The 13,273-nt window shown below is 62.9% G+C and carries 12 protein-coding genes and 1 pseudogene; 7 read left to right on the forward strand and 6 right to left on the reverse strand.

Annotated features, from left to right (window positions below):
• Positions 1-6: 6 nt before the first annotated feature.
• The 3 genes from ASG57_RS06865 to ASG57_RS06875 form a co-directional block, all read right to left on the reverse strand.
• Positions 7-1,212, reverse strand: a complete 1,206-nt coding sequence (locus ASG57_RS06865) for an NAD(P)/FAD-dependent oxidoreductase (RefSeq protein ID WP_024340173.1) — start codon at positions 1,210-1,212, stop codon at positions 7-9.
• Positions 1,213-1,250: 38 nt separating this feature from the next.
• Positions 1,251-2,240: an alpha/beta fold hydrolase gene (locus ASG57_RS06870; RefSeq protein ID WP_024340172.1), complete on the reverse strand. Its 990-nt coding sequence runs from the start codon at positions 2,238-2,240 to the stop codon at positions 1,251-1,253.
• A 96-nt stretch (positions 2,241-2,336) separates the two neighbouring features.
• Complete coding sequence (locus tag ASG57_RS06875) at positions 2,337-3,287, reverse strand: helix-turn-helix transcriptional regulator (protein WP_057195971.1); 951 nt, start codon at positions 3,285-3,287, stop codon at positions 2,337-2,339.
• A gap of 494 nt (positions 3,288-3,781) precedes the next feature.
• Between ASG57_RS06875 and ASG57_RS06880 the strand changes: the two genes are divergently transcribed.
• Entirely contained in the window at positions 3,782-4,711 is a 930-nt protein-coding gene (locus ASG57_RS06880) for a helix-turn-helix transcriptional regulator (protein ID WP_024340170.1), read from the forward strand.
• A gap of 52 nt (positions 4,712-4,763) precedes the next feature.
• Here ASG57_RS06880 and ASG57_RS06885 read toward each other — a convergent pair whose 3' ends face one another.
• The 3 genes from ASG57_RS06885 to ASG57_RS06895 form a co-directional block, all read right to left on the reverse strand.
• Positions 4,764-5,039, reverse strand: coding sequence for a hypothetical protein (locus tag ASG57_RS06885; protein WP_024340169.1), 276 nt, complete (start codon positions 5,037-5,039; stop codon positions 4,764-4,766).
• 12 nt (positions 5,040-5,051) lie between these two features.
• Positions 5,052-5,483 (reverse strand): pyridoxamine 5'-phosphate oxidase family protein, encoded by a 432-nt coding sequence (locus tag ASG57_RS06890; protein WP_024340168.1) that lies wholly within the window; start codon positions 5,481-5,483, stop codon positions 5,052-5,054.
• Positions 5,484-5,607: 124 nt separating this feature from the next.
• Positions 5,608-7,344 carry a SulP family inorganic anion transporter gene (locus ASG57_RS06895; RefSeq protein ID WP_024340167.1) on the reverse strand — a complete coding sequence of 579 codons (1,737 nt, stop codon included), beginning with the start codon at positions 7,342-7,344 and terminating at the stop codon, positions 5,608-5,610.
• A 420-nt stretch (positions 7,345-7,764) separates the two neighbouring features.
• Here ASG57_RS06895 and ASG57_RS06900 point away from each other — a divergent pair, with 420 nt between their 5' ends.
• The 6 genes and pseudogenes from ASG57_RS06900 (at position 7,765) to ASG57_RS39050 (ending at position 13,186) form a co-directional block, all read left to right on the forward strand.
• A complete protein-coding gene (locus tag ASG57_RS06900) occupies positions 7,765-8,535 on the forward strand; it encodes a methyltransferase domain-containing protein (protein ID WP_024340166.1) in 771 nt (256 codons plus the stop codon).
• Between the two features lie 198 nt (positions 8,536-8,733).
• The gene (locus ASG57_RS06905; protein ID WP_024340165.1) at positions 8,734-9,735 is read left to right on the forward strand and encodes a DctP family TRAP transporter solute-binding subunit; all 1,002 of its coding nucleotides are present in this window, start codon (positions 8,734-8,736) and stop codon (positions 9,733-9,735) included.
• A 154-nt stretch (positions 9,736-9,889) separates the two neighbouring features.
• Positions 9,890-10,369, forward strand: a pseudogene (locus ASG57_RS39805) (TRAP transporter small permease); the annotation flags it as partial.
• Between the two features lie 216 nt (positions 10,370-10,585).
• The gene (locus ASG57_RS39810) at positions 10,586-11,866 is read left to right on the forward strand and encodes a TRAP transporter large permease (protein ID WP_230646497.1); all 1,281 of its coding nucleotides are present in this window, start codon (positions 10,586-10,588) and stop codon (positions 11,864-11,866) included.
• A gap of 161 nt (positions 11,867-12,027) precedes the next feature.
• The gene (locus tag ASG57_RS06915; RefSeq protein WP_230646476.1) at positions 12,028-12,864 is read left to right on the forward strand and encodes a hypothetical protein; all 837 of its coding nucleotides are present in this window, start codon (positions 12,028-12,030) and stop codon (positions 12,862-12,864) included.
• Complete coding sequence (locus tag ASG57_RS39050) at positions 12,758-13,186, forward strand: GGDEF domain-containing protein (protein WP_230646498.1); 429 nt, start codon at positions 12,758-12,760, stop codon at positions 13,184-13,186. The genes ASG57_RS06915 and ASG57_RS39050 overlap by 107 nt, the downstream gene beginning before the upstream one ends.
• Positions 13,187-13,273: the final 87 nt, after the last annotated feature.

Here is a 13,273-nt window from a genome sequence, read left to right on the forward strand (position 1 = left end):
GCTTGCTTAAAGAGCGGTGACGCGCTCCGGATCGGCCGAGGCGAGGGCTGCGGCACGTTCAGCCTTGGGCGGATATATCCAGACAGTGTTGATCTCCTGCTTGGTCTTCTTGGCGACATCGCCGACCATCGCGACCGTGCGCTCCCAGCCGCGCGTGAACAGCGCGCCCGCTTCGCCAAGGTCGAGGCAGGTGACGTAGGCTTTCTGGTGATAGGATCTGGTCGGAACGCCCAGCAGCTCGGCGGCGGCGTTGTTGCCAGCGAAGGCGCCCATCCGGGTCGCATGCTGGCACGACATCAGCGCGTAATTGCCGACATCGTCACATGCGGCCCGCGCGGCATCGCCAGTGGCGAAGACACCGCTTACCGATGGAACGCGAAGATCACGGTCGACGAGCAGTCGGCCAAACTGGTCGCGTTCAGCCGGAATCTGTGCCGTCAACGGAGCCGCGCGCATGCCGGCGGCCCAGATCGCCGTCTCACATTCGATCCGTTCACCGCTGGAGAGCGTGACTCCGGACTTGTCGAGGGAGGCCACTCCGACACCGAGCCTGGTCTCGATGCCGAGCTTCTGCAGCGCCTCCTCGATGATCGGCCGGGGCCCTGCGCCCATATCGGGGGCGATCGTCTCATTGCGGTCGACTATGACCACGCGCAGCCGGGCGTCCTTGCCGAGAATTTTGTGCAGGCGCGACGGCACTTCGGTTGCCGCCTCGATACCGGTGAATCCACCCCCTGCGACGACAACGGTATTGCGTGCCAGCGAAGCCGGACGGTTCGACAGCCCGTGCAGGTGACGATCGAGCGCGATCGCATCATCGAGTTGGTCGACGCTGAAGCCGTGCTCGGCGAGGCCGGGAACGTTCGGGCGAAACAGCCGGCTACCGGTGGCGACCACCAACCGGTCGTAGGACAGCTTCTTGCGCGCGCCCTGCGCGGCAGCGACCTCGACGATTTTGGACCTGGTATCGATCGCCTCGGCATGACCCCTGACATAGACGACGTCGATCGCCTCGAGAACGTCCTGCAGCGGTGCCGTCAGGGTCTCGGGGTTCGGTTCGTAGAGCCGCGGGCGAACCACCAGCGTCGGCTCGGGCGCGACGAGCGCGATCTCGAGTTCGTCGGGCGGAGCGCCCTGGATGTCGCGCAGGCGGGCGGCGGAAAGGGCGGCATACATGCCGGCGAAGCCGGCGCCAATGATGACGATGCGCATGTTGACTGGTCCTTGAGTTGATTGCGATGAAGACGAGGCTACGCTGTCACGAACCTGAGCAAGTCGCCGTTGACGATGTCGGGATGGGTCGTGCAACAACCGTGCGGCAGCAGGTCGTAGATTTTCAAGGTGCTGTGCTTCAGAAGCCGGGCCGACAGCGGTGCGGAGTCTGCGACGGGGACGATCTGGTCGTCGCTGCCATGCAGGACGAGCGTCGGCACAGCGATGCTCTTCAGGTCTTCGCTGAAGTCGGTCTCGGAGAAGGCCTTGATGCCGTCGTAATGGGCCTTGGCGCTACCCATCATGCCTTGACGCCACCAGTTCCAGATCGTCGCCTGCGAAGGCTCGGCACCCGGACGATTGTATCCGTAGAAGGGGCCGCTCGCGAATTCATGATAGAATTGCGGCCTGTTGGCTGCGAGTCGACCGCGTAAGCCGTCGAAGACCTTAAGGGGCAATCCGCCGGGATTGGACTCGGTCTTGAGCATCAGGGGTGGCACAGCGCCGATGAGCACCAGCTTGGCCACGCGATCGCGGCCATGACGTGCGACGTAGCGCGCTGCCTCGCCGCCGCCTGTCGAGTGGCCGACGTGGATGGCGTTGCGAAGATCGAGTTGCTGGACAAGGGCAGCGACGTCGGCCGCATAGTGGTCCATGTCGTGCCCGTCGCCGACATGGCTCGAGCGGCCGTGGCCGCGGCGGTCATGGGCGATCACGCGAAAGCCCTTGCCGAGGAAGAAGAGCATCTGGGCATCCCAGTCATCGGCGCTGAGCGGCCAACCGTGATGGAAGACGATCGGTTGTGCGGACTTCGGTCCCCAGTCCTTGTAGAAGATCTTTGCGCCGTCGCTGGTGGTGACAGAACCTGTGCCGTCGTTCCTGCCGGTCGAGAGGGCCGCGATCTCCACGTCGTTGCCTACTGCCGAGGTGGAGCGGATAGTCAATGCCGCCGCGTACAAGAGAGTTGTTGCGAGAATGCTTCGCCGCGAGGTGCTCACGAGCTGGCTGACAGAGCTGATCAAGGTCATTTGCCATTTCCGTTTCAGGTGCGGGCACCATGATTCCTAGCGAAACGCATGCGCCGATGCCCCAGCGCGATTGAGGCGATTGCAGCGCGATTGCTGCTAACGTGCGCGTCGCCGCCAATCGCTCGGCGATTCCCCGGTGAGCTTTCGAAACGCGGCGGCAAAAGCGGTCTGCGAGGAGTAGCCGAGCGTAGCCGCAATCGAGACCACTGACGCATCGGTGTCGCGCAGCATGTTCATGGCTTGCTCGAGCCGATGCTGACGCAGCCAGGCATGGGGAGACAGTCCCGTGGAGTCCTTGAATGCACGGCAGAAATGAAAGCGCGACAAGCCGGCGTCGGCAGCAAGAGCTGCGAGCGAGACGTCGGCATCACTGTCCGAGCGCAACCGCTCGATTGCGCGAAGCAGTGTCTTAGGCGACAATCCGCCCCTCGTCGGCGCGATCGCGCTTGGCGAACCGGTGTGCGCAGCCAGAAGACGTGTCGCTAGCAAATCCATGAGTTGTTGCCTGAAGAGCGTATCCAGCGCTTCGTGCCCTTCCAGCACATCCGCGGCACTCAGCAACAGTCGGGAAGTCACGGGATCTGGATGCGCGGTGCGCTCCAGGAGTTCAGTCGGTGATCCGGTTGCCGCTTCGTCCGCCACGCGCTTCAGCGTTGTCTGCGGCAGGTAGAGCTGAACGACATCGACGGGTTTTGGGATGTCCCATCGGGAGGTCGATCCCTCCGGAATGACGATGACGACGCCGGGACGAAACGTCCCGATCGCGATCGACCGTCCGGACCGTCGCTCCATGCGCTGGACCGTGCCATTATAGGCCATGATGACGTGGTGGCTCATGGGCTCGACGACATCGTGCAATGGGTCGTGCTTCCAGTGAGCAATTCCGGCGCCGGAGGAGTCCAACGCCATGCGAAAGGGAGCCGTCCGGAGCACGCGAGCCATCTCCTCACCGGCAACTGACCGGTCGCCTACGAGGGCAACGTCCCGCTGCCCACGAGGGGCGGCGAGGATGTCATTCGCGGATTCGCGCAAGACGACCTTGCTCATGGACTCTCGCTCGTGTGCGCGCCTCGCTGACGCGTGACCTCTTGATCGTGGTTTCAGCCGCAGCGAAGCGGGGCCGAACGGCCGGTGCCGTGATATTCGCTCGGCGGATGGATTCGGGGTCCGAAGGCAATCCGTCGAGGTTCGATGCCGCAGATTTGCGGGTTCTAGGCGGCGCGGAAATCTGCGTCTTTCCTATTGCTGCCGTGTTTTGCCTGATCCTGCTCTGCGGACACGAGGAGCGCGCGGTCCGCGTGCGTTTGTGAAAAATCGTGATGTCCGCGCCTCTATTCTCCAGGCATCCCAAGCCATCGGGTCCGGGCACATCGCTTTGGAATAACTGACAATTCTGACGTCGCTCGGTCGAGGCGAAGGACCGAGCCGCTCCGGGGCGACGTCGCCGGTCGTGGACAGCAACGAGCCAATACCCGATATAGTGCTCTGGTAATGGCAGCTTGCTGTGGCCTGCTCCCTCGACATGACGGAAGAGACACAGGATGACCAGGACAGGCGCTTACGGTGAACGGCTCGCAGAGTTCCTTCGCCTGGAGGAAGCCCCTCCCACTCTGACGACGGGGTCGCTGCGCAGCACCAAGATTGCGGTCACTGAAACGCGCCACGACAGTCCCGTGCCGGGCCTTTCCGGTTCGTTCGCCGCGGAAGATGCCTATCTGGTCAGTCTGAAGCTGCGCGACTATCCGGAGTGCGAGATCTGGGAGCAGGGGCGTCACATCAAAAAGGCGGATGTCCACGCCGGCACGACGTATCTCTATGATCTCAAGGTCGACCCGCGCTACCTGATCAACAAGCCATTCCACTCTCTGCACTTCTACGTGCCGCGTTCCGCGCTCGATGGTCTCGCTGATCAGTCGGGCGCACGGCGCATCGATACGCTCGACTGCAGCCCAATCGGGCACGATGATGCCATCGTTCGTCACATCGGCGCCTCCTTGCGCGAGGGACTGCGGCGGCCGGACGAGGCAAATCAGCTCTTCGTCGACCACATCATGCTGGCGCTTGCCGCCCACGTCGCTCAAGCCTATGGCGGCTTTCGAAACAAGGTCGAGAGCAGCCGCGGCGCGCTTGCGTCATGGCAGCTCGCGCGGGCCTGCGACAAACTCGAAGCGGATCTCAGCGGGAAGCTGCCATTGGAGGCGATCGCTGCGGAGCTAGGCCTCTCCGTCAGCCATTTCTCACGCGCGTTTCGCGCGGCGACCGGCCTGCCGCCTCATCGCTGGCTTCTGCATCATCGCGTGAGAACCGCAAAGCGTCTGATGAGCGAGCCCGGCCCATCATTGTCCGAGGTTGCGATCTCTGCCGGCTTTGCGAACCAGAGCCACTTCACGCGGGTCTTCTCGGCAATTGCCGGCATCAGCCCAGGTGCATGGCGGCACGATGTGCTGGGAACAGCAAGCCGCGAACGGTGATCTGCCTTTCTCTGAGACTGGTACTGCAGGTCATGCAGACATGTTCACGACCTTACGGCAGAAGCGTCATGAGCTCATAGAGCACAACGGCAGCGCCGAGACAGCGTCGCCAGGGGTTCACGCCGCGAATGATCTCGTCGGCGCCCCAGATGATGAGCCCGCCCTTCACGACGATCGTCAAGGCGAGGCTGGCCTTGCCTGCGGACGGCCATATCCAGAGCAGAATTCCCGCGACGATGACGATCCACAGAACGAGGTTGGGCCACTGGGCGATGGTGATGGCGCCGGTTTCGCGGTTCCGGAAGAACCAATCAAGAATTCGCCGCATGACCGGGGCCGATCAGAGCTCGACCTCCCCCTCTTCACGACCTTTCCAATAGGCCATGCGGTTGGCTCTGACCGTGATCAGGACGAGGCCGGGCGTATCGATGCCGTGGTCGAACCATTTGTCGAGATCGCTCGTCCAGTGCTGCTGGAAGGCCGTCTTGTCCCGGATCAATTCGGCACTGCCTTCAACGGCGAGGTAGATTCCCTTGGAGAAAAGCCCCGCCTCGGATGAGAATCCGAGCGCTGCCTTTGGATTTCGTTGAATGTCCGATCCCGTCCGCGCCTGTTCGTAGGTGAAGTAATACGAGGTGCCGGCGTAGGCGACGTCGCCGCTGTTGCTCATCGGACGGTTCGCAATCTCGCCGTTCTCGGCGTGGGTCGAGAGAATGGCGATGTCGATTCCGGCCATTTCCCTTGAGGTATCGGCGAGCGGTTTCTTGGCCATGAACTTTCCTCCAGTGGAGCGGGAGCAACGACCGGATTGGGCCCATGTTCCCCTGAAGCCTGGGAGTGCGCGCCCGCACGTTTCAGCAATGACTCGCTTGTTGCCTGTGGCCGGCTCGACGTCACTATCCGATGTTACGACCAACCTCGACCTCGTCTTCCCAGTCCCTCCACGCGACATTGTTCGTGTCCAGGTAACTCGAAACGGCTGAGCCGATGGTCGGAAAGAAGTGGGCCTCGCCGACCTGGGCGTACAAACCAAATCGTTTCAGCTTGTCCTTCACCGGGTCCTTGAGCTCGGCAAAGCAGAGTTCGATGCCCCTGGCTCGGAGCGCCTCGTTCAGTTCTGCAACGGTATCGCAAGCGGTGACGTCGACGCTCGTGACCGGTTCGGCGGCGACGACCAACCAGCGCACAGGTGTTGGCGATGTCGCGACGGCGGCCAGAATTCGCTCCTTGAAGAACTCGGCATTGGCGAAGAACAGCGGCGCATCCCAGCGGAACAGGACCAGTCCCGGGATCAGCCGGGCATCGGGATATCTCGTGATGTCGTGATAGCCCTTGACGCCGTGTGCCCGCCCCAGAATCGCGGAGTGCGGACGCCAGCCATCCCACAGAAACTCCGCAATGGCCACGGCGATGGCAAGGCCGATTCCCGGGATCGGGCCGAGCACGGTGACGCCGACGAAACACAGCACAGTCAACCAGAATTCCCAGCGCTGGATTCGGTAGATTCGCTTGAGATCGCTGATCTCGATCAAGCTGATTGCGGCTGAGATCACCACCGCTGCCAATGCGGCGTGCGGCAGGTGCTGCAGCAGATTCGGCGCAAACAGCAGAAGGAAGGCGATGACGAGCGCGCCGACGATGCTCGCCAGCTGGGTGCGCGCGCCGGCGGCCTCGGCAATTGGCGTGCGCGATGAACTGCTGCTGATGGGGAAGCCCTGAAACAGACCAGTCGCCAGATTGGCCGCGCCGAGACCCACCATCTCCTGGTTCGGATCGACTTTATCGCCGAATCGCGCAGCGTAGGTTCGCGACAACACGCTGGTATCGGCGAACGAAACGAGAGCGATGGCGCACCCGCCGGTCAGCACCGGGATCAGATCGCTGTAACCAATCCTGGGAATAGAGAACGCCGGCAGACCCTGCGGAAGTGGGCCCAAGACTTCCACACCATGACCGCTTCCGAGATCAAATAGTGCGACGACAAGGGTCGCTGCGACGACGGCAATCAGGATTCCCGGCAGTCGTTTGCTATCCTTGAGCAGCAGGATCACCATCAACGTGCCGAGTCCGATTGTGAATGCGGCCCAGTTCATCTTGCCGCCGCTGATCCCGATGGTGATCGCCCACAGGCCTCTCAGCGGCCCTTCGCTCTCGATCGAGAAACCGAGCAGCCTTGGCAGTTGGCTGATCAGGACGGTCAGCGCGATCCCGTTCATGTAGCCATACCGTATCGGCTTCGAGAGAAGCTCGGTTACGAAGCCCAATCGCGCGATGCCCGCCACGATGAGCACAGCTCCTGAAACGAGCGCCATCATGGCGGCAAGCATTGCGGCGCGGACCGGATCACCACCGGACAAGGGGGCAATGACACCGAGGATGACAGCTGCCAGCGCCGAGTCGGGTCCGAGCACGATGATGCGGCTCGGACCGAACACCGCGTAGGCCAGAAGAGCGACGATGGTTGCGTAGAGGCCGTGGATGCCCGGCAGGCCAGACGCCACGGCATAGGCAATTCCGACCGGGACAAGCATGGTCGCCAGCACGAGACCTGCGAATACGTCGTTCCGAAGCCAATCAGATTCGTAGTGGCGAAGCGTCTCGATCCCCGGCACCCAACGCGTCCAACCGCTCACCGCGCACTCCAAGGGCCGTTCGCCATGCGGATAGTGACGAGGTGTAGAATGCTGACCGCCTCTGCAATGTCACCGCACGGCTCCGACCGGCATGCGCCGGCAGCGCTATCGCCGACAGACCAGCACTCAAGCCGGATGCTGGCAGTCTCGAGTCGGCCCGCCGATGGCGAGCGAGGATCCTGCAAGTGCTCCACCGTTCTCTTGATGCAGATCAACGCTGTCGATGCCTCAACTCCTCGTGCGGCGCAATAGTGTTTGGAAACGTGAATCAAGGCCGGCCGGTCGCGCGCTTTCTTCCTTGCCTGGCTTTCGCCTGTTGCGCTGCTGCCCTGTCCCGGCCGGGGTGAATTGCCCGGCGGGGACGAGCAATGGTAATCAAGAGTCCCAGTGAGGGAAACACGAAAGAAAAAGGCGCGAGCGATGGTCTGGGATCCGCAGCAATATCTGAAGTTCGCCGGCCACCGGCTCCGGCCTGCCGTCGATCTGTTGATGCGGATTCCGGATTTTGCGCCGCGCGCGATCGCCGATCTCGGCGCCGGCGCCGGCAACGTGACGAAGCTGATCAAGGAGCGCTGGCCTGATGCACGCGTGGTCGGTGTCGAGGGCTCGGCCGAGATGGTCGACGCGGGCCGGAAGGCCGCGCCTGACGTGGAATGGTCACATCAGGATCTCGGCCATTGGCGTCCCGCCGGGCAGTATGACTTGATCTTTTCCAATGCCGCACTGCACTGGCTGCCCAATCATGCGGCGCTCTTCCCGTCGGTCATGGAGAAGGTGCGTCCCGGCGGCATGCTCGCGGTGCAGATGCCGCGCAACTTCACCGCGCCCTCGCATGTGCTGATCGGCGAGACGGCGTTGAATGGTCCGTGGCGGTCCAAGGTCGAGCATCTCGTCACCCCGCCGCCCGTCGAGGGGCCGTCCTTCTATCACGATCTGCTTGCGCCGATGTCGGCCAACATCGACATCTGGGAGACGGAATATCTTCAAGTGCTCGAAGGCGAGAACCCCGTGAAGGAATGGACCAAGGGGACCTGGCTGACACGCTATCTCGACGTCCTGCAGGGCGAGGAGAAGGCCGCGTTCGAGGCCGCTTATGGAGCGCGGGTCGCCGAGGCCTACCCGAAGAATGCGGCGGGACAGACGCTTTTCCCGTTCCGCCGTCTCTTCATGATTGCGCAGCGCAAAGGCTGACGGCCCTGCCGCAATGCGGCATAAGTGCTCGTTCCATTGGACGCGGGCGAACGCCGGGTTGCGCATATAGCGGTCGCCAAGCTAGCTTGGCTGCGGCAAGTTCGGCTTGGGTCTCGCTGTCCGGGTAGCGGATTGCTGCCATTGCGGACCTGAAAAACACAAAAGAAGCCGGTTTCGGAGGCTATTGGGAGGTACTTCATGCGCAAGCTGCTTGTTGCGGTCGCCGCCGCGGCTGTTCTCTTGACGCCCGGCATCGCCGCGGCTCAGAGCCCCATCGTCATAAAGTTCAGCCACGTTGTCGCCAACGACACCCCGAAGGGCAAGGGTGCGCTGAGATTCAAGGAGCTCGCGGAGAAGTATACCGACGGCAAGGTCAAGGTCGAAGTCTATCCGAATTCCACGCTCTACAAGGACAAGGAGGAGATCGAGGCGCTGCAGCTCGGCTCGGTGCAAATGCTCGCGCCGTCAACCGCGAAATTCGCCCCGCTCGGGATCAAGGAGTTTGAGGCGCTCGACCTGCCCTGGCTGTTCAAGGACGACCAGACCTATTCCAACGCAATGAAGGGCACGATCGGCAAGTGGTTGTTCCAGAAGCTCGAGGCCAAGGGCATCATCGGCCTCGCTTATTGGGACAACGGCTTCCACATGCTCTCCGCCAACCGTCCGCTGGCGAAGCCGACCGATTTCCAGGGCCTCAAGTTCCGTATCTCCGGATCGAAGGTGGCCGACCAATATCTTCGCATCATGGGCTCGATCCCTCAGATCATGGCGTTCTCGGAAGTTTACCAGGCCTTGCAGACCGGCGTGGTCGATGGCTGCGAGAACACCGCATCCAACTATCTGACGCAGAAGTTCTACGAGGTGCAGAAGGACATCACCGTGTCCTACCACGCGCATCTGCAATATGCGGTCATCGTCAACTCGAAATTCTGGTCCGGCCTGCCGCCCGATATCCGCGCCCAGCTCGAGAAGGCGATGGCGGAGGCGACCGACTACACCAACTCGATCGCGCGCCAGGAGAACGAGGACGCCCTGGCCGAGATCAAGAAGACGGGCAAGACCAATCTGCATTATCTCACCGATGCCGACCGCAAGGCCTGGCAAGAAGCGATGCAGCCGACCTATAAATGGGCAAAGGGGCGGGTCGGGCAGGAGGTGCTCGATCTCGTCGCCAAGGAACTCGACGTCAAGATGAACTGACGGGCCGCGTCCTAACAACAATGCCAACGGTCGGGGGTGATCGCACTCCCGGCCGTTGCGCTCTTGAATGGACGAGCCAAACGCTGGGGGGACGAAGTTGCTGCGTGCGCTGAACCGGGTGCTCAATCATCTCGAGGAATGGCTGATCGCGACGATGATCGCGGCGGCGACGTCGCTCATCTTCGTTGCGGTGCTGCACCGCTACGGCGCCGGGCTCTCCATCGACATCGCCAAATGGGCGGAGGCCCGCAACCTGGCCTTCCTTGCCGTTCCGGCGCGAGCGGTGTTCGTCTGGCTTGCCGCGCTCGACCTTTCCTGGGCGCAGGAGCTCTGCATCTACATGTTCATCTGGATGGCGAAGTTCGGCGCCGCTTACGGCGTGCGGACCGGTATCCATGTCGGCGTCGACGTGCTCGTCAACCTCCTTCCCGGCGGCTCGCGCCGGCGCGTCATCACCTTCGGCCTTCTGTGCGGCGCGCTCTTCACCGCCATCGTGGGCTATTTCGGGGCCGCCTTCGTCAGCCACATGTGGCAGAGCGGCCAACAGTCCAACGACCTCGAAGCGCCGATGTGGATGGTCTATCTCACCATCCCGCTCGGCTCCGCCTTGATGTGCTTCCGCTTCCTGCAGGTCGCCTGGTCGTTCTATCGCACCGGTGAGCTTCCGCATCACGACATGGCCGGCGTCGAGGGCGTCGAGGCGGATCCGGTGCATCCGGCGCCGGTCACGCACAGCCAGGTCGTCCGGGACGAGCGCAGCCCGCTCGGCTGGATTCTGATGCTGCTGCCTGTCCTGATCGTTGCGTTGTGCTTTGCGCATGCGGCCCACGTCATCACGCTGCCGCAGGGCCTGCGTGTCTTCATCGTGTTCGCGCTTCTGCTCTCGTTGATGCTGACAGGCATGCCGATCTCGATCGCGCTGGGCCTGACCGTGCTCAGCTTCATGTTCACGCTGACCGATGTCCGGACGGAATCGGTGGCGCTGAAGCTGTTCACCGGTATCGAGAATTTCGAGATCATGGCGATCCCGTTCTTCATCCTCGCCGGCAACTTCCTGACCCATGGCGGCGTCGCGCGGCGAATGATCACCTTCGCAACGTCGCTGGTCGGCCATTGGTACGGCGGTCTGGCGCTGTCGGGCGTGGTCGCCTGCGCGCTGTTCGCTGCGATTTCCGGCTCTTCTCCGGCGACCGTGGTGGCGATCGGTTCGGTGATCCTGCCCGCGATGGTTGCACAAGGCTTTCCGAAGCGGTTCGGGGCCGGCGTGATCACGACGTCAGGCTCGCTCGGAATCCTCATTCCGCCGTCGATCCCGATGGTTCTCTATGCCGTGTCCACCAACAGCTCGGTCGGCAAGCTCTTCATCGCGGGCATCGTACCGGGCCTTGCGCTCGCATCGCTGCTCGGCGCCACGACGTTCTATCGCGCCTGGCGCAACGACTATCCGCGGATGCGGAAGGCCACCTTCCTCGAGCGTCTCGATGCGTTCCGCAAATCGATCTGGGGCATCCTCTTGATCGTGATCGTGATCGGCGGCATCTACAGCGGCCTGTTCACACCGACGGAGGCGGCAGCGGTCAGCGCCGTCTATGCCTTCATCGTCGCGGTGTTCATCTACAAGGACCTCAAGCTGCGCGATGTGCCGCGCGTGCTGCTGTCATCGGCGAATCTTTCGGCGATGCTGCTCTACATCATCACCAATGCGGTGCTGTTCTCGTTCCTGATGACCTACGAGAACGTCCCGCAGGCGCTGGCGCAATGGATGATCGACCAGGGCCTGGGATGGATCGGCTTCCTGCTGCTCGTTAACGTCCTGCTGTTGATGGCAGGCAACGTGATGGAGCCGTCCTCGATCATCCTGATCATGGCGCCGATCCTGTTCCCGGTCGCTGTCAAGCTCGGCATCGACCCCATTCACTTCGGCATCCTGATGACGGTCAACATGGAGGTCGGGCTGTGCCATCCGCCCGTCGGCCTCAACCTCTACGTCGCCTCGGGCATCGCCAAGATGGGCATCACCGAGCTCACGGTGGCAGTGTGGCCGTGGCTGCTGACCATGCTGGGATTCCTCGTGGTGGTGACGTATTGGCCCGGCCTGTCTTTGTGGCTGCCTCGCTTGCTGGGCATGTAGCCGCCGCGTGGCGGGGCGGAGACGATGAGCATGCGTCTCCGCCCGTCCTGGGCGAGAGATGGCTAACGCGCGGCAAATCCGCACGCTCAAATGCGATCGTTGAGTAGCGAACGCATCTTTACGGGTCTTCGGTAGGTAAATGCCAGTGGATGGGAGCTGGCATGTTCTTCAACAGAATGGAATCCGGACCGGCGTCGATTTCGGACGCCGTTCATTTGGAAGTCATCACGGGCCTTCACGGCACGATGATGCCCACCATTCTCGCGGCCGCCTGCCAGGCGATGGTCGGCGCCATCACGACCTACGAGACCGGTGACATGATGACGGCCGGCCTGACGGTCGCTGGCGTGGTGGTGGCGGTTGTTCGTCTTGCCGAGATATTTGCATTTCGCCGCCGCCTCGCGGCTCCGCCACGGCTCGGCCGGGCCGAGGCCGTGCACTGGGAACGGCGCTACATTGCCGGCACCGTGGTAACGGCCTTCGTGCTCGGCGTGTTTGCCGCGCGCAGCATCGTGCTGGGCGATGCGCTCTGCTCCGTGATGGCGATCGGAATCGGTTTCGGCTTCGGCGCCGGGGTGGTGGCGCGGCTGGCGCTGCGTCCCGTCGCGGCGTTGCTCGATCTCGCCGCGATCGCCGCGCCTGCCGCGATCGTGAGCTTCATGCAACCCGATCTCCGCCATGTCGGGCTCGGTCTCCTCATCCTGATGTACGTGGTCGCGAGCTTCGAGATGGTTCGGCTCAGCTTCAACGCCTCGATCAGCCAGATCACGCTCAAGCGCCAGTTCGAGCAGCTTGCGCGCTCCGACCCGATGACCGGCGTGTCCAATCGTTCGGTGCTGGCGAGGGATCTGCCCGTGATGCTGTCGGCCGGTATAAATTGCCGTCCATACGCTGGATCTCGACCGTTTCAAGGAAGCCAACGATCGGTTCGGCCACCCTGCCGGCGATGCGCTGCTGAAGCAGGTTGCCGGACGGCTCAAGGCGCTGGCCGCTCCTGACGACCTCGTGATCCGCATGGGTGGCGACGAGTTCGTCCTGGTGCAGCGCGCCGCGTCCGACGCGGAGGCGATGGCACGGCGGATCGTGCAATCGATCGGCAGGCCGTACGAGGTTGATGGACAGGTGATCGATCTCGGTGCGAGCGTCGGCGTCGCCGTCGCGCCGGACGACGGCCGAACCGCAGAGGCGCTGTTGTCGCGCTCGGACAAGGCGCTGTACCAAGCCAAGCAGAATCGTGGCGGCTACGTGGTGGCCAGCGAGCTGCGGATGGCGGACAACCCCACGGCATCGCGCGAGCCCGTTGAAGGCGTAGCTGCGTAGACGGTGGACCCTCTCCTCGCGGGGAAGCGAGAAGGCATCTCGCTCCATTTCCTTCGTCTCCTCCAATGGCAATCGACCGCAAGATGC

This window comes from Bradyrhizobium sp. Leaf396 (assembly GCF_001424605.1).
GTDB classification, from domain to species: domain Bacteria; phylum Pseudomonadota; class Alphaproteobacteria; order Rhizobiales; family Xanthobacteraceae; genus Bradyrhizobium; species Bradyrhizobium japonicum_C.

Bases quoted from the DNA above. Each gene is read 5' to 3' on its own strand.
- ASG57_RS06870 (WP_024340172.1), bottom strand. From the start codon at position 2,240: ATGACCTTGATCAGCTCTGTCAGCCAGCTCGTGAGCACCTCGCGGCGA.
- ASG57_RS06905 (WP_024340165.1), top strand. From the start codon at position 8,734: ATGCGCAAGCTGCTTGTTGCGGTCGCCGCCGCGGCTGTTCTCTTGACG.
- ASG57_RS06885 (WP_024340169.1), bottom strand. From the start codon at position 5,039: ATGCGGCGAATTCTTGATTGGTTCTTCCGGAACCGCGAAACCGGCGCC.
- ASG57_RS06900 (WP_024340166.1), top strand. From the start codon at position 7,765: ATGGTCTGGGATCCGCAGCAATATCTGAAGTTCGCCGGCCACCGGCTC.
- ASG57_RS06880 (WP_024340170.1), top strand. From the start codon at position 3,782: ATGACCAGGACAGGCGCTTACGGTGAACGGCTCGCAGAGTTCCTTCGC.
- ASG57_RS06915 (WP_230646476.1), top strand. From the start codon at position 12,028: ATGTTCTTCAACAGAATGGAATCCGGACCGGCGTCGATTTCGGACGCC.
- ASG57_RS06875 (WP_057195971.1), bottom strand. From the start codon at position 3,287: ATGAGCAAGGTCGTCTTGCGCGAATCCGCGAATGACATCCTCGCCGCC.
- ASG57_RS06865 (WP_024340173.1), bottom strand. From the start codon at position 1,212: ATGCGCATCGTCATCATTGGCGCCGGCTTCGCCGGCATGTATGCCGCC.
- ASG57_RS06890 (WP_024340168.1), bottom strand. From the start codon at position 5,483: ATGGCCAAGAAACCGCTCGCCGATACCTCAAGGGAAATGGCCGGAATC.